15 protein-coding genes, 1 pseudogene and 1 riboswitch are annotated in these 19,630 nt (G+C 61.3%); of the genes and pseudogenes, 13 read left to right on the top strand and 3 right to left on the bottom strand.

What is annotated here, in order from left to right; genetic code table 11:
• Nucleotides 1-76 precede the first annotated feature (76 nt).
• From NCT03_RS12695 to ugpQ, 9 genes and pseudogenes are all read left to right on the top strand, one after another.
• A complete protein-coding gene (locus tag NCT03_RS12695) occupies nt 77-583 on the top strand; it encodes a shikimate kinase (RefSeq protein ID WP_244828131.1) in 507 nt (168 codons plus the stop codon).
• 8 nt (nt 584-591) lie between these two features.
• Nucleotides 592-1,680: a 3-dehydroquinate synthase gene (gene aroB / locus NCT03_RS12690; RefSeq protein ID WP_250465845.1), complete on the top strand. Its 1,089-nt coding sequence runs from the start codon at nt 592-594 to the stop codon at nt 1,678-1,680.
• 124 nt (nt 1,681-1,804) lie between these two features.
• Nucleotides 1,805-2,971: pseudogene (locus NCT03_RS12685) on the top strand (deoxyguanosinetriphosphate triphosphohydrolase); the annotation flags it as partial.
• 47 nt (nt 2,972-3,018) lie between these two features.
• Complete coding sequence (gene ugpB / locus NCT03_RS12680) at nt 3,019-4,344, top strand: sn-glycerol-3-phosphate ABC transporter substrate-binding protein UgpB (protein WP_250465843.1); 1,326 nt, start codon at nt 3,019-3,021, stop codon at nt 4,342-4,344.
• Between the two features lie 58 nt (nt 4,345-4,402).
• A complete protein-coding gene (ugpA, locus tag NCT03_RS12675; protein ID WP_244826404.1) occupies nt 4,403-5,287 on the top strand; it encodes a sn-glycerol-3-phosphate ABC transporter permease UgpA in 885 nt (294 codons plus the stop codon).
• On the top strand, nt 5,284-6,129 hold the full coding sequence (gene ugpE, locus NCT03_RS12670) for a sn-glycerol-3-phosphate ABC transporter permease UgpE (protein ID WP_244826403.1): 846 nt from the start codon (nt 5,284-5,286) through the stop codon (nt 6,127-6,129). Before ugpA ends, ugpE begins: the two co-directional genes overlap by 4 nt.
• A gap of 69 nt (nt 6,130-6,198) precedes the next feature.
• Nucleotides 6,199-6,510: an antibiotic biosynthesis monooxygenase family protein gene (locus tag NCT03_RS12665; protein ID WP_250492753.1), complete on the top strand. Its 312-nt coding sequence runs from the start codon at nt 6,199-6,201 to the stop codon at nt 6,508-6,510.
• Between the two features lie 3 nt (nt 6,511-6,513).
• Nucleotides 6,514-7,599: a sn-glycerol-3-phosphate import ATP-binding protein UgpC gene (locus tag NCT03_RS12660; protein ID WP_250465841.1), complete on the top strand. Its 1,086-nt coding sequence runs from the start codon at nt 6,514-6,516 to the stop codon at nt 7,597-7,599.
• Nucleotides 7,600-7,613: 14 nt separating this feature from the next.
• On the top strand, nt 7,614-8,363 hold the full coding sequence (gene ugpQ / locus NCT03_RS12655; protein ID WP_250465838.1) for a glycerophosphodiester phosphodiesterase: 750 nt from the start codon (nt 7,614-7,616) through the stop codon (nt 8,361-8,363).
• A 42-nt stretch (nt 8,364-8,405) separates the two neighbouring features.
• On the opposite strand, the gene NCT03_RS12650 is transcribed toward ugpQ, so the two are convergent.
• Nucleotides 8,406-8,783 (bottom strand): ElaB/YgaM/YqjD family protein, encoded by a 378-nt coding sequence (locus tag NCT03_RS12650; RefSeq protein ID WP_244826399.1) that lies wholly within the window; start codon nt 8,781-8,783, stop codon nt 8,406-8,408.
• Between the two features lie 29 nt (nt 8,784-8,812).
• On the opposite strand from NCT03_RS12650, the gene NCT03_RS12645 reads away from it, so the two are divergent.
• The gene (locus NCT03_RS12645) at nt 8,813-9,043 is read left to right on the top strand and encodes a hypothetical protein (RefSeq protein ID WP_250465837.1); all 231 of its coding nucleotides are present in this window, start codon (nt 8,813-8,815) and stop codon (nt 9,041-9,043) included.
• 33 nt (nt 9,044-9,076) lie between these two features.
• Here NCT03_RS12645 and NCT03_RS12640 read toward each other — a convergent pair whose 3' ends face one another.
• Complete coding sequence (locus tag NCT03_RS12640) at nt 9,077-9,784, bottom strand: OmpW/AlkL family protein (RefSeq protein ID WP_370652139.1); 708 nt, start codon at nt 9,782-9,784, stop codon at nt 9,077-9,079.
• 223 nt (nt 9,785-10,007) lie between these two features.
• On the opposite strand from NCT03_RS12640, the gene NCT03_RS12635 reads away from it, so the two are divergent.
• The 3 genes from NCT03_RS12635 to NCT03_RS12625 all read left to right on the top strand — a co-directional run bounded on the left by NCT03_RS12635 (nt 10,008) and on the right by NCT03_RS12625 (nt 17,286).
• Entirely contained in the window at nt 10,008-10,715 is a 708-nt protein-coding gene (locus tag NCT03_RS12635; RefSeq protein ID WP_244826396.1) for a transposase, read from the top strand.
• A gap of 322 nt (nt 10,716-11,037) precedes the next feature.
• On the top strand, nt 11,038-15,741 hold the full coding sequence (locus NCT03_RS12630; protein ID WP_244826395.1) for a glutamate synthase-related protein: 4,704 nt from the start codon (nt 11,038-11,040) through the stop codon (nt 15,739-15,741).
• 78 nt (nt 15,742-15,819) lie between these two features.
• Nucleotides 15,820-17,286, top strand: coding sequence for a glutamate synthase subunit beta (locus tag NCT03_RS12625; RefSeq protein ID WP_250465834.1), 1,467 nt, complete (start codon nt 15,820-15,822; stop codon nt 17,284-17,286).
• A 136-nt stretch (nt 17,287-17,422) separates the two neighbouring features.
• On the opposite strand, the gene NCT03_RS12620 is transcribed toward NCT03_RS12625, so the two are convergent.
• Nucleotides 17,423-19,165: an ABC transporter ATP-binding protein/permease gene (locus tag NCT03_RS12620; RefSeq protein WP_250465831.1), complete on the bottom strand. Its 1,743-nt coding sequence runs from the start codon at nt 19,163-19,165 to the stop codon at nt 17,423-17,425.
• Nucleotides 19,166-19,413: 248 nt separating this feature from the next.
• Nucleotides 19,414-19,541: riboswitch (TPP riboswitch) on the top strand.
• Nucleotides 19,542-19,630: the final 89 nt, after the last annotated feature.

Here is a 19,630-nt window from a genome sequence, read left to right as displayed (position 1 = left end):
ACAAAATTCGATTGACTTGAAGGAAACCGAGTTGCAGGAAGGGCACGCGAACGCGAACATCTTTTTCGTCGGACTCATGGGGGCGGGTAAAACCACCGTGGGCCGCGCGGTTGCGCGCCGCTTGCAGCGCTCATTCATCGATTCGGATCAGGAAATCGAGGCGCGCACTGGCGCGCGCATCCCGGTGATCTGGGAGCTCGAAGGCGAGGCGGGTTTTCGTCAGCGCGAAGCCAACGTTATCGACGAGCTGTCGCAAAAGAGCGGTATCGTGCTTGCTACGGGCGGCGGTGCGGTGCTGCGTCCGGAGAATCGCGAACATCTGAAGAATCGCGGCGTCGTCATCTATCTGCGTGCAAATCCGCACGATCTCTGGCAGCGCACGCGGCGCGACAAGAACCGGCCGCTTTTGCAGACCGACGATCCGCGCGGCAAGCTGGAAGCGCTCTTTCAGACGCGTGATCCGCTCTATAACGAGTGCGCGCATTTCGTCGTGGAAACCGGCCGACCTACCGTCAACGCGCTCGTCAACATGGTCCTGATGCAACTGGAGGTGGCCGGCGTCATCAAACCGGCTCAGTCATAATGTCCGTCATGATTTCCCCCTCGATTACCGTCGACGTCGAACTGGGCGAACGCGCCTATCCCATTCATATCGGTGCGGGCCTCATCGGTCGCACGGAGCTTTTCGCGCCGCATATCAAGGGCGCGTCGGTCGCCATCGTCACCAACACCACCGTCGACCCGCTCTACGGCGACGAACTCCGCGCCGCACTCGCCACGCTCGGCAAGAAGGTGACGACCGTCGTGCTGCCGGATGGCGAAGCGCACAAGAACTGGGAAACGCTCAACACGATCTTCGACGCGCTCCTCAGCGAACGCTCGGACCGCAAGACCACGCTGATCGCACTCGGCGGCGGCGTGGTGGGCGACATGACCGGCTTCGCGGCGGCATCGTATATGCGCGGCGTGCCGTTCATTCAAGTGCCGACCACTTTGCTCTCGCAAGTGGATTCGTCGGTGGGCGGCAAGACGGGCATCAATCATCCGCTCGGCAAGAACATGATCGGCGCGTTCTATCAGCCGCAAGCGGTGATCGCGGACATCGGCGCTTTGCGCACGCTGCCGGAGCGCGAACTGGCTGCGGGACTCGCGGAAGTCATCAAGACGGCGGCAATCGCGGACGCCGAGTTCTTCGAGTGGATCGAAGCGAACATCGCGAAGCTGAACGACCGCGACGAAGAAGCGCTTGCTCACGCGGTCAAGCGTTCGTGCGAGATCAAGGCGTCGGTGGTGGCGTCGGACGAACGCGAAGGCGGACGCCGCGCAATTCTCAACTTCGGTCATACCTTCGGGCATGCCATCGAAGCGGGCCTGGGCTACGGCGAATGGCTGCACGGCGAAGCGGTGGGCTGCGGCATGGTGATGGCGGCGGATCTTTCCGTGCGCCTCGGCAAACTGGATGAACCCGCGCGTAAGCGTCTCGTGCGCGTGATCGAAGCCGCGAAGCTGCCGGTCGTGGCGCCCACGCTCGGCGCGGGGCGTTATATCGATCTGATGAAGGTCGACAAGAAAGCCGAAGCCGGCGAGATCAAGTTCATTCTGCTGACCCGCTTCGGCGAGGTTGAAATAGCAAAGGCGCCCGACCACGCCGTGCGCGAGACGCTCGCCGCAAGCGTCTGAGTATTGGATCGGCGCCGACCCGGCGGCAATGCCGGAGACAACCGGAACCACGACTTGAGCGGAGCAGCCGGTGAGCGAAATAGAAAGTCTACTTCCGTCGAGCGGGCCGCCATCGGGCTCGTTCGAAGCGTATCTCGCGCCGTACGCGGCGCATTCGGCGTTGTCGCGCGGACGCCGGTATGCCGAAGCGCCGCCTGCCGCCCGTACCGAATTCCAGCGCGACCGCGACCGCATCGTGCACTCCACTGCGTTCCGGCGGCTCGAATACAAGACGCAGGTGTTCGTCAATCACGAAGGCGACCTCTTTCGCACGCGTCTCACGCATAGTCTCGAAGTCGCGCAGATCGCGCGTTCGGTCGCTCGCAATCTGAATTTGAACGAAGATCTGGTCGAAGCGATTTCGCTTGCGCACGATCTCGGCCACACGCCGTTCGGTCACGCGGGGCAGGACGCGCTCAACGAATGCATGCGCGATCACGGCGGCTTCGAGCACAATCTGCAAAGCCTCGCGGTGGTGGATCAGCTTGAAGAGCATTACGGCGCATTCGACGGCCTCAACCTCTGCTTCGAGACGCGCGAGGGCATTCTCAAGCATTGCTCGCGCGAAAATGCGCGCAAGCTCGGCGATCTCGGCGAACGCTTTCTCACGGGCAAGCAGCCGTCGCTCGAAGCGCAGATCGCCAATGTCGCCGACGAAATCGCCTACAACAATCACGATGTCGACGACGGCTTGCGCTCCGGCTTCATCACGCTCGAACAGCTTTCCGAAGTCAGCCTCTGGCATACGCATTTCGATGTCGCGCGCGCCGCGTATCCGGACATCGGCGGACGCAGGCTGATTCACGAGACCATTCGCAGCATCATCAACACGCTGATCGTCGATCTGATCGAGGCGACGAGCCGCAATCTCACGCGCGTGGCGCCGAAGTCCATCGACGATATCCGCAACGCGCCGCCGCTCGTCGCGCATAGCGATGAAATTGCCGCGCAAGCTGCCGCGCTCAAGCGTTTTCTGTTCAGGAACCTGTACCGGCACTATCGCGTGATGCGCATGGCAAACAAGGCGAAGCGCGTCGTGACGGGTCTCTTCGACGCGTTCACCGACGACCCGCGCCTGTTGCCGCCCGCTTATCAGGCGCGTCAGGCCGCGGTGGAGGAGTCGGCCAACGACGCGAGTTCAACCGGGCACGACAGCTCGCAGGCGCGGCTCGTCGCGCATTACATCGCGGGCATGACCGACCGCTATGCACTGAAGGAGTATCAACGCCTGTTTGTCATCGACAACAACTAATATCGCGCGTTTCAACGCGCAAGAATCAATTCAAGGAGACTTTCTCGATGAGACGCATGCCCTCGTTCCGCTCGATTGCAGCAGCTGCCGTGCTCGCGTTCGCCGGCAGCACCGCAGCGCAGGCCGCGACGGAAATCCAGTTCTGGCACGCCATGGAAGCCGCGCTCGGCGAGCGCGTCAACGACATAGCCAACGACTTCAACGCGTCGCAGAGCGATTACAAGATCGTCCCCGTGTTCAAGGGTACGTATGATCAGACGCTCGCGGCGGGCATCGCGGCGTTTCGCAGCGGCAACGCGCCCGCGATCCTGCAAGTCTACGAAGTCGGCACGGCAACGATGATGCAGGGCAAGAAAGCCGTCGTTCCGGTCTACGACGTCTTCAAGCAGGCAGGCGTGCCGCTCGACGAGAAGGCCTTCGTGCCGACCATCTCCGGTTACTACAGCGACGCGAAGACCGGCCATCTCATCTCTATGCCGTTCAACAGCTCCACGCCGGTTCTGTACTACAACAAGGACGCCTTCAAGAAGGCGGGACTCGACCCGAACCAGCCGCCGAAGACCTGGGCCGATGTCGAAACCGACGCAAAGAAGATAAAGGCCGCCGGTTACTCGTGCGGTTATTCGTCGGGCTGGCAAAGCTGGATTCAGCTCGAAAACTACAGCGCGTGGCATGCGGCGCCGTTCGCGACGAAGAACAACGGCTTCGACGGGCTCGACGCCAAGCTCGACTTCAACAAGCCGCTGCAAGTCGCGCATATCGCCTTCCTGCAGAAGATGGCGAAAGAAGGCAACTTCACCTACGTGGGCCGCAAGGACGAGCCGGTCTCGAAGTTCTATAGCGGCGATTGCGGCATCATCACGAACTCGTCGGGCTCGCGCGCGACCATCAACAAGTTCGCGAAGTTCGAATACGGCGTCGGCATGATGCCTTACGACGCGAGCGTGAAGGGCGCGCCGCAAAACGCGATCATCGGTGGCGCGAGTCTCTGGGTGCTGTCGGGCAAGGACCCGGCCGTGTACAAGGGCGTCGCGAAGTTTCTCGCTTATCTGACCTCGCCGCCGGTCGCGGCGAAGTGGCATCAAGACACGGGCTATCTGCCGGTCACGCAAGCGGCCTACGAACTCACGCAGAAGCAGGGGTTCTACGACAAGAATCCCGGCGCGGATATCGCCATCAAGCAGATGCTGAACAAGCCGCCGCTCGCCTTCACCAAGGGTTTGCGTCTTGGCAACATGCCGCAGATTCGCACCGTCGTCGATGAAGAACTGGAGCAGGTCTGGGCGGAGAAGAAGACGCCGCAACAGGCGCTCGATTCTTCGGTTTCGCGCGGTGACGAACTGCTGCGCCGCTTCGAAAAGAGCGGTGGTTAAGCGCCCATGACGCAGCGCGCCCGCGTGTTTCTCGCGGGCGCCGTTTCAGGAAACATCGATGGAAAAACGGTCTCGTTTCGATACGAGCGTCCTGCCGTATCTGCTCGTTGCGCCTCAGCTCGCGATCACCGCGCTGTTCTTTCTGTGGCCGGCGGGCGAAGCGCTCTGGCAATCCACGCAAAGTCAGGACGCGTTCGGCACGTCGAGCGAATTCGTCGGCCTCGCGAACTTCAAGCAGCTTTTCGCGGACCCGCTTTATCTGTCGTCGTTCAATACGACGATGATCTTCTGCGCGCTCGTTACCGTGTCGGGACTCGTGATCTCGCTGCTGCTTGCCGCGTGCGCCGACCGCGTGACGCGCGGCGCGAAAGCGTATCAGACGCTGCTCATCTGGCCATATGCCGTCGCGCCCGCGATTGCGGCGGTGTTGTGGTCGTTTCTGTTCAACCCGAGCATTGGGCTCGTGACGTATGCGCTCGCGAAGCAGGGCATCGTGTGGAACCACGCGCTGAACGGCACGCAGGCCATGTTTCTCGTCGTGCTCGCGTCGGTGTGGAAGCAGGTCAGCTACAACTTCCTGTTCTTCTATGCGGGACTTCAGGCAATTCCGCAGTCGCTGATCGAAGCCGCGGCCATCGACGGAGCCGGTCCCGTGCGACGCTTTTTCGGCATTGCGCTGCCGCTGCTTTCGCCGACGAGTTTCTTCCTGCTCGTCGTGAATCTGGTCTATGCATTCTTCGACACCTTCCCCGTGATCGACGCCGCCACCGGCGGCGGCCCGGCGCAGTCGACCAAGACGCTCATCTACAAGATTTTCGCGGAAGGCTTTCAGGGTCTCGACATCGGTAGTTCGGGCGCGCAATCGGTCGTGCTGATGGTGATCGTCGTTGCGTTGACCATCGTGCAGTTCCGCTTCGTCGAACGCAGGGTGCAATATTCATGATCGAGAACCGACGCGGCTTCGATATCTTCTGTCACGCGGTGCTGCTCGTAGGCGTCGCGCTGATCGTGTTTCCGGTGTATGTCGCGTTCTGCGCGGCCACGATGAATTCGAAGGAAGTCTTCACCGTGCCGCTCTCGCTCGTGCCGAGCACGCATCTCTTCGAAAACGTGGCGAACATCTGGACGCACGGCAGCGGCAACGCGGCGGCGCCTTTCGGACGCATGCTGATCAACAGCCTCGTGATGGCGCTCGTGATCTCCATCGGCAAGATCGCGGTGTCGATCATCTCGGCGTATGCGATCGTGTTCTTCCGCTTTCCGTTCAAGAACTTAGCGTTCTGGCTGATCTTCGTCACGCTCATGCTGCCGGTGGAAGTGCGTATCTTCCCGACGGTGCAGGTCGTGTCGTCGATGCATCTGTCGAACACGTACGCCGGGCTGACGCTGCCGCTCATTGCATCGGCGACCGCGACCTTTCTGTTCCGCCAGTTCTTCATGACGCTGCCGGACGAACTGATGGAAGCGGCGCGCATCGACGGCGCGGGGCCGCTGCGTTTCTTCTGGGATGTCGTGCTGCCGCTGTCGAAGACGAACATCGCGGCGCTCTTCGTCATCACGTTCATCTACGGCTGGAATCAGTATTTGTGGCCGATTCTCATCACCAACGAGCAGTCGCTGCAAACCGCGGTGGTGGGCATCAAGAGCATGATCGCATCGGGCGATACCGCGACCGAGTGGCATCTCGTCATGACCGCGACCTTGCTCGCCATGTTGCCGCCGCTCGCGGTCGTCCTGACGATGCAGCGCTGGTTCGTGCGCGGCCTCGTCGATTCGGAAAAATAACCCAACCACCTTGGCATGACGCCCGAGAACAGAAAGCGTCCGCTCGGGCTCAAACGGGAGACTTCAAACATGATTCTCGAAATCGCGCAGTTGCCGGTCATGGCCGGCGAGGAAAGCGCATTCGAAGCCGCTTTCGACGAAGCGCAGAAGATCATCGCGGCGCAGCCGGGCTATCGTTCGCATGAGCTCGTGCGCGGGGCGGACGCCGGCAACGGCTCGCAATACCTGTTGCTCGTGCGTTGGGATTCGGTCGCGGCGCACGATCCGGGCTTTCGGCAATCGGCGGGTTACCAGCAATGGCGCGCGCTGCTGCATCGCTTCTATGAGCCGGGCATCGCGGTCGCGCATTTCGCGACGGTGTGCGGCGCGCTGCGGGACTGATCGATGGCTGCGTTGAATCTCAAGGCGGTCAGGAAAAGCTACGACGGCAAGAACTTCGTGCTGCACGGCATCGACGTGGCAATCGCGGATGGCGAGTTCGTCGTCATGGTCGGTCCTTCGGGCTGCGGAAAATCGACGTTGCTGCGCATGGTCGCGGGGCTCGAAAGCGTGTCCGAGGGCGAGATCCAGATCGGCGGCAAGGTCGTCAACAAGCTGGAGCCAAAGGATCGCGACATCGCGATGGTGTTCCAGAACTACGCGCTCTATCCGCATATGAGCGTCGCGCAGAACATGGCTTACGCGCTCAAAATCGGCGGCGCGGATCGCGCGACTATCGAGAGCCGGGTGGCGAATGCGGCGCGCATTCTCGAACTCGAACCGCTGCTCGCGCGCAAGCCGCGCGAACTGTCGGGTGGGCAGCGTCAGCGCGTTGCCATGGGCCGCGCGATCGTGCGCGAACCGGCCGTGTTCCTCTTCGACGAACCGCTCTCGAATCTCGACGCCAAACTGCGCGTGCAAATGCGCCTCGAGATTCAACGCCTTCACGCGCGACTCGCAACCACGAGCCTTTACGTTACGCACGACCAGATCGAAGCGATGACGCTCGCGCAACGCGTCATCGTCATGAACAAGGGACACGCCGAGCAGATCGGCGCGCCGACCGAAGTCTACGAGCGGCCGGCGACGGTGTTCGTCGCGAGCTTCATCGGCTCGCCCGCGATGAATCTGCTCGAAGGGCGCTTGTCGGAAAACGGCTCGACGTTCGAGGTGGCGGACGGCGGACCGAAGCTGCCGGTTGCGGGCGCTGCCGGTTTGAACGGCACGATGCACGGCCGCGAGTGGATCATCGGCCTTCGTCCCGAGCATATGACACCGGGCATCGTCGGCGCGGCGAGCGCGACGCTCGATGTCGATTCCACCGAGCTGCTCGGCGCCGACAATCTCGCGCACGGCAAGTGGGGCAAGCACGACGTGGCGGCGCGTTTGCCGCATACGCACCGGCCGCAGCGTGGCGAAAAGCTGGCGGTGTCCGTGCCGCCGCAACAACTGCATTTCTTCGATCCGGCGAGCGGTCGGCGCGTCAACTGAAGGGAGTATCCGCGATGAGAACCTGGCCTTATCCCGCAATCGTCGCGCATCGCGGCGGCGGCAAGCTCGCGCCCGAGAACACGCTCGAAGGCATCGACGAAGGCGCGCGGCGCGGTCTGCGCATGATCGAATTCGATGCAAAGCTCTCGGCCGACAATGTGGTTTTTCTGCTGCACGACGATGACGTCGATCGCACGTCGAACGGTCATGGACCCGCGCGCTCGATGACTTACGCGCAAATCCGTGCACTCGATGCGGGCTCGTGGTTCGGCAAGCCATTCGCGGGCGCGCATATGCCGACGCTCGCTGAAGTACACGCGCGTTGCACGGAACTCGACATGGCGGCAAACGTGGAAATCAAGCCGTGTCCCGGACGCGAGGTCGAGACGGGTGAGCTTGTCGCGCGTGAGGCGGCGCGCTTGTGGGCGAGTGCGGAACCGGCGCCGTTGTTGTCGTCGTTTTCTTACGAGGCGCTGGAAGCCGCGCGCGACGCGGCACCAGAGCTTCCTCGCGGCATGCTGTACGAGGAAGTTCCGGTCGACTGGCGCGAACAGACGTCGGCACTCTCATGCGTGTCGCTGCATGCGAGTCACCGGCACTTGAGCGAAGCACTCGTTCGCGAAATCAGGGACGCGGGCTTGCGCGTACTTGCCTATACACCGAATGAACCTGAGCGCGTGAAGTTGCTCGCCCAATGGGGAGTCGATGCGATCTGCACCGATCGCATCGATATCATTGGTGCGGATTTTCTTGCGGGAAGTTGAACGACGCGCGCGGCGCCATTGATACTGGCGCCGCTCGTTCGGTCAGCGAGCGCGGGCCAGCAAAACGCCCGCGACAAGCGCCAGGCCGCCGACGAGTGCAATCGTCTGCCAGGGCTTTTCGTGCAGATACGCGTCGGCGTCGTCTAGAGCAGCGCCGGCGCGTTGTCGGAGCGCGGCGTGCGTGTCGTTCAGACGGGAACGTGCGCCGTCCAGTTGCGAACTGATTTGCTTGCGCAAGATGGCGGCATCGGCCGATGCGCCGTTCGACAGCGTTTCTTCGAGATCGGAAAGCAGCGCGCGCAACTCGCCGCTGATGTCCTCGGCGGCATCACGGCCATGACGCGCCATACGGCGCGCACGGCGGTTGGTGCTGCTCCAGGAATCTCCGATGGCGTCTCGCGTGTTAGGCAATGCGTTCATAGATCGCTCCGTCGATGGATGAATCGTGGATGGATGACCACACCGCTCGCGAAGAGCGGGAAATCGATGATGCAGCAAATTCGATGCCCATGGGCGCGCACGGTCGTGTCACCAGCAAGACTGTCGGTGAACGGCGTTGCGACAGCGTAATAAATGCGCAAGCTCCGCAAATGCGCGGGTCACATTTACAAGAGCCGGTAAAATCAAATGCCGCCACGCTTCATGCATGGCGGCGCTTTTATTTGCATGCCCGCAAATAAAATTTCGGGAACGCCGTGGTTAATCCAGCGTTCTTAGAAACGATAGCCGACACGCAAATAAGTCACGATGGGATTCAACGTGATCTTCGCTTTCGACTGCACGTTCAACGTGCCAACCGGCGTCTGCGCTTGCGAGTTCAAAGTCGCCGTTGCCTTCAACGGAATGAACGACACGGAAAAACCCGCGAACCAATGCTCCGTGAAGTTATAGACGGCGCCCACGTTGAACACCGGCGCCCACGAACTATCCGTGTCGACGGAGGTCGGACCATGCAGGACGTTGCCTTCGAACGATGAGTTCGTGATCTTGGCGTCGGTGAACCAGGTGCGCGTTACGCCAATGCCGACGAACGGACGAAACTTCGCTTGAGGAGCATTAAAGAAGTATTTGAAAAGCAGCGTTGGGCTCCATTGTTTCGCGCTGCCGAGCTTGCCGTATTGCGAGAACGAGCCTGTGCCTTCGAGGTCGAAGGAGGGCGGAATGCCCATTTCGAATTCCGCCGCAATGTGGTCGGTGGCAAAGTAACCAAGCGTGAAGCCTGCCGTATCCGCGCTTGAAATGCCAGCGCCCGTGCCCTGTACGTCGATATTGACGGGAGATCCGCCTACACTTGTCTCTTTGAGCGGGCCGCTGCTGTCTTGCGGGGCGAAGTGAAACCAGCCAGCGGTTGCGTAGAAGGAACCCGCCGACTGTGCGTGCGCCGCGCTGGCTACACACGCAAATGCCGCTGCTCCCACCATGACTTGTTTTATTTTCAATTTGTGCTCCTCCAGAAAAGCACGCTCATTATGAGCATAAGATTTCAAAGTAACCATAGCGTCGCCGTAGAGCATTTTCCCTAAGACGTGTGCGGCGTTGGAATCGTGTTGCATGGCATTTGCATGTGTTTCGTCCACGCTGCCTCAACATCTCCACAAGGTCCCCGATTGGGGTAACACAAACGCGACCAATGGAATATCCAGAATGGCACGGCTTGCACGACTTTATGTTCCCGATCAGCCGCAGCATGTCATCCTGCGCGGTCTCGACCAGCAACCTGCCTTCGTCGACGACCAGGACTACGAGCTTTTCATCGACTGCTTGAGAACTGCATCACGTGATCATCATCTTTCCATTCATGCATATGCGTTGATGCCGCAGGCGGTGCATCTGCTTGTCACGCCGCGCGACGAATCGAGCCTCCCCAAGGCGATGCAGGCAGTCGGGCGTCGTTACGTGGCGCATTTCAATCGCCGTTACACGCGGCGCGGGACGTTGTGGGAAGGGCGATATCGCGCAACGGTCATCGAGGGTGAACGTTATTTCCTGCTTGCCACGCGCGTGGTTGAAACCGCGCCGGTTCGCGCGGGTCTGGTTGCCGCGCCGCAGGACTACAAGTGGTCGAGTTTTCGGCACCATATCGGGCTGACGCTCGACGGACTGATCACCGATCATCCGCTTTTCTGGTCGCTCGGCAACACGCCGTTCGAACGCCAGCATGCCTACAAGGAGTTGTGCGATCAGCCGCTCGACGAGCGTGAGGCTAATCGTCTCCTGCAAGCCACACTGAAAGGCTGGGTGCTCGGCAGCGATGCGTACCGCGATTGGGCATCGCGTGCGGCGAACCGGCGCGTGTCGCCATTGCCGCGCGGACGGCCGCGTAAAGTGCGCGAGACGCCTCAATCTCAATAACCACGGGCATCGCGGATAACGACGCTTCAACAGGACGGCGGCACGAAGATTCGGGCGCGCCGTTTCTTTTTGCCCAATACCGATATGGAACCAATATTTTGGGGCATACGTGCACCATATCGATAATTAGTGACGCATCGTCATATTTTATTTGCCATCTCTTTGATTGGTCGCGTATATTTCGATTTGCGGCGGTTTTTGCGGCACAGCGCGCCCGTTGCACGACCGGCTTCGCGGCTTCCAAGTTGAAATAAACGCCGCGGGCGACATAAAAAATGGTTCAACGGCCGAGTCGGCCCCTCACAGTAGAGACGGTGTCCCCATGAACGATCATCAGCAACCGGCAGTCGGTTCGCCTCCCGCCGCGCAGGGCATGTATGACCCTGCCAACGAACATGACGCCTGCGGCGTCGGTTTCGTCGCCCATATCAAGGGGAAAAAGAGCCACGAGATCATTCAGCAGGGTCTCAAGATCCTCGAGAATCTCGATCACCGTGGCGCCGTCGGCGCCGATCCGCTCATGGGCGACGGCGCGGGCATTCTGATTCAGGTTCCGGACGGCTTCTATCGCGAAGAGATGGCCAAGCAAGGCGTGACTTTGCCGCCTGCCGGCGAATACGGCGTCGGCATGATCTTCCTGCCGAAGGAACATGCTTCGCGGCTCGCGTGCGAACAGGAACTGGAACGCACGGTGAAGGCGGAAGGCCAGGTCGTGCTCGGCTGGCGCGACGTCCCGGTCGACGGCAACATGCCTATTTCTCCGACCGTGAAAGCGAGTGAGCCGCTCATCCGCATGATCTTCATCGGGCGCGGCAAGGACATCGTCGTGACGGATGCGCTCGAGCGGAAGCTCTACATCATCCGCAAGACGGCGAGCCACCGCATTCAGGCGCTCAAGCTCAAGCACGGCAAGGAATACTTCGTGCCGTCCATGTCGTCGCGCACGGTCGTCTACAAGGGCCTGCTTCTGGCCGGTCAGGTCGGCGTGTATTACCGCGACCTGCAGGACGAGCGCGTGGTCTCGGCGCTCGCGCTCGTGCACCAGCGCTTCTCGACCAACACGTTCCCGGCGTGGGAACTGGCTCACCCGTATCGCATGATTGCGCACAACGGTGAAATCAACACCGTGAAGGGCAACGTCAACTGGCTGAACGCGCGCACCGGCGCGATCGCCTCCTACGTGCTCGGCGACGATCTGCCCAAACTCTGGCCGCTGATTTATCCCGGCCAGTCGGACACGGCTTCGTTCGACAACTGCCTCGAACTTCTCGTGATGGCGGGCTATCCGCTCGTCCACGCCATGATGATGATGATTCCCGAGGCATGGGAACAGCACACGCTCATGGACGACAACCGCCGCGCGTTCTACGAGTATCACGCAGCGATGATGGAGCCGTGGGACGGTCCCGCCGCCATCGCGTTCACGGACGGCCGCCAGATCGGCGCCACGCTCGACCGTAACGGCCTGCGTCCGGCGCGCTATCTCATCACCGACGACGACCTCGTGATCCTCGCGTCGGAATCGGGCGTGCTGCCTATCCCGGAATCGAAGATCGTCAAGAAGTGGCGTCTGCAGCCGGGCAAGATGTTCCTGATCGACATGGAACAAGGCCGCATCATCGAGGACAAGGAGCTCAAGGACAACCTCGCGAACGCGAAGCCGTACAAGAGCTGGATCGACGCCGTGCGTATCAAGCTCGACGAAATCGAGCCGAAGGCGGAAGACGTCGAAACGCAGCGTCGCGAAGCCGCCGCGCTGCTCGACCGTCAGCAGGCGTTCGGCTATACGCAGGAAGACCTCAAGTTTCTGATGGCGCCCATGGCGCAGTCGGGTGAAGAGGCCGTGGGCTCGATGGGCAACGACTCGCCGCTCGCGGTCATGTCCGGCAAGAACAAGACGCTCTATCACTACTTCAAGCAGTTGTTCGCGCAAGTGACCAACCCGCCGATCGATCCGATCCGCGAGAACATGGTGATGTCGCTGGTCTCGTTCGTCGGTCCTAAGCCGAATCTGCTCGACACGACCAACATCAACCCGACGATGCGTCTCGAAGTGTCGCAGCCCGTGCTCGACTTCAAAGACATCGCGAAGATTCGCGCCATCGACAAATACACCGGCGGCAAGTTCAGCTCGTACGAACTGAACATCTGCTATCCGGTGGCTTGGGGCAAGGAAGGCGTGGAAGCATGCATTGCGTCGTTGTGCGCCGAAGCCGTCGATGCCGTGAAGTCCGGTTACAACATGCTGATCGTGTCCGACCGCAAAATGGACCGCGACAATGTCGCGATTCCGGCGCTGCTCGCCACGTCAGCCATCCACTCGCATCTCGTGCAGCATGGTCTGCGCACGAGCACGGGTCTCGTCGTCGAAACCGGGTCGGCGCGCGAGACGCATCACTTCGCGCTGCTCGCGGCGTACGGCGCGGAAGCCGTTCACCCGTACCTCGCGCTGGAAACGCTCGCCAACATGGCGGAAGGCTTCAAGGGCGATCTGTCGGCCGAGAAAGTCATCTACAACTTCACGAAGGCGGTCGGCAAGGGCTTGTACAAGGTCATGTCGAAGATGGGCATTTCCACTTACATGTCCTACACCGGCGCACAGATTTTCGAAGCGGTCGGCTTGTCCTCCGAGCTCGTGGAGAAGTATTTCCGTGGCACGGCGTCCAAGGTCGGCGGCATCGGCATCTTCGACGTGGCGGAAGAAGCCATTCGCCTGCATCGCGATGCCTTCGGCGACAACCCGGTTCTCGCGAACATGCTCGATGCGGGCGGCGAATACGCTTATCGCGTGCGCGGCGAAGAGCATATGTGGACGCCGGATGCCATCGCCAAGCTGCAACACTCGGCGCGCAGCAACTCGTATCAGACGTACAAGGAATACGCGCATCTGATCAACGACCAGACGAAGCGTCACATGACGTTCCGTGGTCTCTTCGAGTTCAAGCTCGACCCGTCGAAGGCCATTCCGCTAGACGAAGTGGAGCCGGCGAAGGACATCGTGAAGCGTTTTGCGACAGGCGCGATGTCGCTCGGCTCCATCAGCACGGAAGCGCACGCCACGCTCGCGGTCGCCATGAACCGTATCGGCGGCAAGTCGAACACGGGCGAAGGCGGCGAGGACGAGAAGCGCTACCGGAACGAACTGCGCGGCATTCCGATCAAGACCGGCGACACGCTCAAGTCCCTGATCGGCGATGAAATCGTCACCGACGTCGCGTTGAAAGACGGCGATTCGCTGCGCTCGAAGATCAAGCAGGTTGCATCGGGCCGCTTCGGCGTGACGGCGGAATATCTGTCGTCGGCGGATCAAATTCAAATCAAGATGGCGCAAGGCGCGAAGCCGGGCGAAGGCGGTCAACTGCCGGGCCACAAGGTTTCCGACTATATCGGCAAGCTGCGTTACTCGGTGCCGGGCGTCGGTCTCATTTCACCGCCGCCGCACCACGATATCTATTCGATCGAAGACTTGGCGCAGCTCATTCACGATCTCAAGAACGTGAATTCCGCGGCGAGCATTTCGGTGAAACTGGTGTCCGAAGTGGGCGTCGGCACCATCGCTGCGGGTGTGGCGAAGGCAAAGGCGGATCACGTCGTGATCGCGGGCCATGATGGCGGCACGGGTGCATCGCCCTTGTCGTCGCTCAAGCACGCGGGCACGCCGTGGGAACTCGGTCTCGCCGAAACGCAGCAGACGTTGGTGCTGAACCGTCTGCGCGGCCGTATCCGCGTGCAGGCCGACGGCCAGATGAAGACCGGCCGCGATGTCGTGATCGGCGCGCTGCTCGGCGCGGATGAATTCGGCTTCGCGACGGCGCCGCTCGTCGTCGAAGGCTGCATCATGATGCGCAAGTGCCATCTGAACACGTGCCCGGTCGGCGTCGCGACGCAAGATCCGGTGCTGCGCGCAAAGTTCACTGGCCAGCCGGAACACGTCGTCAACTTCTTCTTCTTCATTGCGGAAGAAGTGCGCGAGATCATGGCGCAACTGGGTATCCGCAAGTTCGAGGATCTGATCGGCCACGCCGAATTGCTCGACACGAAGAAGGGCGTCGAGCACTGGAAGGCGAAGGGTCTCGACTTTTCGCGCGTGTTCTATCAAGTGCCGGTGGGCGCGGAAGTCGCGCGCAAGCACGTCGATGTGCAGGACCACGGTCTGGACAAGGCGCTCGATCACGTGTTGATCGAGAAGTCGAAGGCGGCGATCGAGAAGGGCGAGCACGTTTCGTTCATCCAGCCGGTGCGCAACGTGAACCGCACGGTCGGCGCCATGCTGTCCGGGTTGATCGCGAAGAAGTACGGCCACGACGGTTTGCCCGACGACTCCATCCATATCCAGTTGAAGGGCACGGCGGGTCAGAGCTTCGGCGCGTTCCTCGCCAAGGGCGTGACACTCGACCTCGTCGGCGACGGTAACGACTATGTCGGCAAGGGCATGTCGGGCGGGCGCATCATCATTCGCCCGACCAACGACTTCCGTGGCAAGTCCGAGGAGAACATCATCTGCGGCAACACGGTGATGTACGGCGCTATCGAAGGCGAGTCGTACTTCCGTGGCGTCGCGGGCGAGCGCTTCTGCGTGCGTAACTCGGGCGCGACGGCAGTCGTCGAAGGCACGGGCGATCACGGCTGCGAATACATGACGGGCGGCACGGTGGTCGTGCTCGGCGAGACGGGCCGTAACTTCGCGGCGGGCATGTCGGGCGGCGTCGCGTTCGTGTTCGATCCGGACGGCACGTTCGGCGCCAAGTGCAACAAGACCATGGTGGCCCTCGATCCGGTGCTGCAACAGGCCGAACAGGAGCGCACGGTGGATCGCGCGCTGTGGCATGCCGGCAAGACCGACGAAGCGCTGCTCAAGGGTTTGATCGAGCGTCACTTCCAGTTCACCGGATCGCCGCGTGCCAAGGCGCTGCTCGAAAACTGGGATGCGTCGCGCCGTCAGTTCGTGAAGGTGTTCCCGACCGACTACAAGCGCGCGCTCGGCGAGATCGGCGCGAAGAAGGCAAAGGACGCACTCGCGGCCTGAGCGGTCTCACTATAGAAGAGCTCTCCGGTACGCCGGAGAGCGAGTTCCTCACCAAATACAGAGAAAGAAGAGAACCACATGGGCAAGGCAACCGGTTTTCTCGAGTTCGAACGCCGCCACGAGGCGTACGAAGCACCGCTGACCCGCGTCAAGCATTACAAGGAATTCGTCGCCGCGCTGACCGATGAAGACGCCAAGGTTCAGGGCGCACGCTGCATGGACTGCGGCATTCCGTTTTGCAACAACGGTTGTCCGGTGAACAACATCATTCCGGACTTCAACGATCTCGTGTTCCGTCAGGACTGGAAGAGCGCGATCGAAGTGCTGCATTCGACCAACAACTTTCCCGAGTTCACGGGACGCATTTGTCCGGCGCCGTGCGAGTCGGCTTGCACGCTCGGCATCAATGACGATCCGGTGGGCATCAAGTCGATCGAGCACGCGATCATCGACAAGGCGTGGACCGAAGGCTGGGTCGCGCCGCAGCCGCCCAAGCACAAGACCGGCAAGAAGGTTGCGGTGGTCGGCTCCGGTCCCGCCGGGCTCGCGGTCGCGCAGCAACTGGGACGCGCCGGTCACGACGTGGTCGTGTTCGAAAAGAACGATCGCATTGGTGGTTTGCTGCGTTATGGCATTCCCGACTTCAAGCTGGAGAAGTGGCTGATCGACCGCCGCATGCGCCAGATGGAAGCGGAAGGCGTGTCGTTCCGCACCAACGTGTTCATCGGCAAGGACGCGCTGCCGGGGCACATCGGCAATACGGCCAAGGAAACCATCACGCCGGACGAACTGAAAGAACAGTTCGATGCGGTCGTGGTGGCGGGCGGTTCGGAAACGCCGCGCGATCTGCCGGTGCCGGGGCGCGAGCTGGAAGGCATCTATTACGCGATGGAATTCCTGCCGCAGCAGAACAAGGTCAACGCAGGCGACAAGCTCGCGGAGCAACTGGTCGCGAAGGGCAAGCATGTTGTCGTGATCGGCGGGGGCGACACGGGTTCGGATTGCGTCGGCACCTCGAACCGGCATGGCGCTAAGGGCGTGGTGCAGTTCGAACTGCTCGCGCAGCCGCCCGAGGAAGAGAACAAGCCGCTCGTGTGGCCGTACTGGCCGATCAAGCTGCGTACGTCGTCGTCGCATGAAGAGGGTTGCGAGCGTGACTGGTCGGTTGCGACGAAGCGTTTCGAAGGCAAGAACGGCAAGGTCGAGAAGCTGATCGCGGTGCGCGTCGAGTGGAAGAACGGCAAGATGCAGGAAGTGCCGAACAGCGAGTTCGAGCTGAAGGCCGACCTCGTGCTGCTCGCCATGGGCTTCACGCAGCCGGCTTCGCCGGTGCTGGATGCGTTTGGCGTCGACAAGGACGCGCGCGGTAACGTGCGCGCCTCGACCGAAGGTGACAAGGCGTATTACACGTCGGTGGACAAGGTGTTCACCGCGGGCGATATGCGGCGCGGTCAGTCGCTCGTGGTGTGGGCGATTCGCGAAGGGCGTCAGTGCGCGCGGTCGGTGGACGCGTATTTGATGGGCAGTAGCGAATTGCCGCGATAAGAGAGCGGGGTTGATGGGAGAAAAGGGTGGGCCGTTTTGGGTTCGCCCTTTTTTGTTGGCGGGGGTTATGCCACCAAAAAAAAACCGCACCCACAATTGCTCGCGGATGCGGTTCTTCATTCAGCAAGAGACGGAATCAAGCCTCCGCCATCGTCCTCTCTATCTCGATCCGATAATCATGGAACAGCGCCACCGACTCCCGGTGCGCAACGCTCAAAATCGCCGCCTTCGGCAAACGTTCGACGAGCGTGTTGTAGATATGCAGTTCGTTATCCGCATCGAGGGCGCTGGTGGCTTCGTCGAGGAACAGGAAGTCGGGCTTGTGCAGCAGCACGCGCGCGGCGGCAAGACGCTGTTGCTCGCCCGGCGACAAGCTGCGCGCCCAGTGCGCACTTTCTTCCAGGCGGTCGCCATACTCGGCCAGATTGCACAGACGCAGCGCCTCGCGCGATTCCTCGTCGGTGAAGGTGCCACCCGGCGACGGATAGCTCAACGCCGCGCGCAGCGTGCCGATCGGCAGATAGCTCACTTGCGGGATAAACAGCATCTTCGCGTCGACGGGTGCGTCGATACTACCGTCGCCGAACGGCCAAAGTCCCGCCAGCGCCCGCATCAGCGTGCTCTTGCCCGCGCCCGACGGCCCGACTATCAGCCAGCGCGATCCCGGTTCTATCGTCACGTCGCCCACGCGCGAAAGCGGCGTGCCATTCGGCAACGCGAGCGCAAGCCCCTTGGTCGTCAGCGCTTTCGTGCTCGTGTAATGCAGGTTGATACCGCCATGCGCCGTTGCCGGCGACGTTTCCTCGCGGATATGCGTCGAGCGCATCACACGCTTGAATTCGCGCAGACGATTCACCGTGGCGCGCCATTCGACCAAGGTCGAGTAACTGTTGATGAACCAGGAGAACGAATCGCTGACCGTGCCGAACGCCGATGAAATCTGCATCAAGACGCCGAACGAGAACGCGCCCGCGAAGTAGCGCGGCGCGGCAACCATGATCGGGAAGATGATGGCGATCTGTCCGTAGAAACTAAGCACGAAGGTCATGCGCTTCGTGTACTTCATGATCATCCACCAGTTGTCGCGAATGCGCTGGAAAATGGTCTTCGCGTTGGCCGTCTCGGTGGCGATGCCATCGTAAAACGCGATCTGCTCGGCATTCTCGCGCACGCGAATCAGCCCGAAGCGGAAATCAGCCTCGACCTTCTGTTGCTGGTAGTTGATCGACACCAGCGGATGCCCGACCTTCTGAATGATGACCGAGCCGATGATCGCGTAAAGCGCCGCCGCCCAGACCATGTAGCCGGGAATGACGAGCGGCGTGCCGAATGCCGTGATGGTCAGCGCGCCCGCGAGCGTCCACAAAATGGTGATGAACGTGACGAGCGTGACGAGCGTGGAAAGCAGATCGAGCGACAGAGACAGCGTGGTGGTCGCGAAGGATTGCAGGTCGTCGCTGATCCGCTGGTCGGGGTTATCGGCGAGACGGTCGCGTTCTATGCGGTAAAAAGCGCGGTCGCCGAACCACTGTTCGAGATACTTGTTGGTCAGCCACTGGCGCCAGCGGAAGCCGAGCATCTGCCGCAGATACCTCCCATAAACCGCGAGCAGAATGTACGCGAAGGCGAGGCCGGTGAAGACCAGCAGCAGGTGCGGAAAGTCGTGGACGTTCTTGTTCTGCAGCGCGTTGTAGAACGCCGCGCTCCAGCTGTTGAGCCGCACGTTGATCCATACGACCGTCATGTTGATCGCGATGATGGCAACGAGCAGACCCCATGCGAAGCCGCGCTCCTCCGAGACCCAGTAGGGCTTGATGAGGCTCCACGCAGAGACCGTGTCGGCTTGTTGCTGCGTGTTTTCCGGTTGAGAATTGGCCATGACCTTCCTGATGATATGCCGGTCCGAGTTACGAATGGACGCACCGCGCCGCGATACTCGCACGCGCAGCCTCTTTCCTGTCCCGCAGATTGTTCAGAGGTTCCCTTAACTGCCGCTTAATTCCGTGCTCATTCGCACAACCATGCGGAGAACCATGCTCGCGGCATTGTGCCAGAGTGCCGACTGAGGCGACCAAAGGCGGGGAATCCCGGTTTGCAGCGGCTTTGGCTTTCATGGTCTAATGATCTTCGACGAAACAGGGGTGCTTCGCGCGCGATGTCATCGAATTATCGGTGTGCTGGCGCGGCGAGGCTGAGAGAGACCCTTTGCACCCGATCCGGGTAATACCGGCGAGGGAAGTTTCCGGAGAACGCGCGGCCGTCGCGCCTTTCCTCCAGGTTCTTCCATCATCTTTCTTTTCCGCCTGGCGCGCGTTGTTTGCGTTGCCGCTGCCGGGCCGGTCTC

This window comes from Caballeronia sp. GAWG1-1 (genome assembly GCF_023631465.1).
GTDB lineage: Bacteria > Pseudomonadota > Gammaproteobacteria > Burkholderiales > Burkholderiaceae > Caballeronia.
The sequence above is the reverse complement of the archived record's forward strand: the minus strand, read 5'-3'. Positions and strand labels throughout refer to the sequence as shown.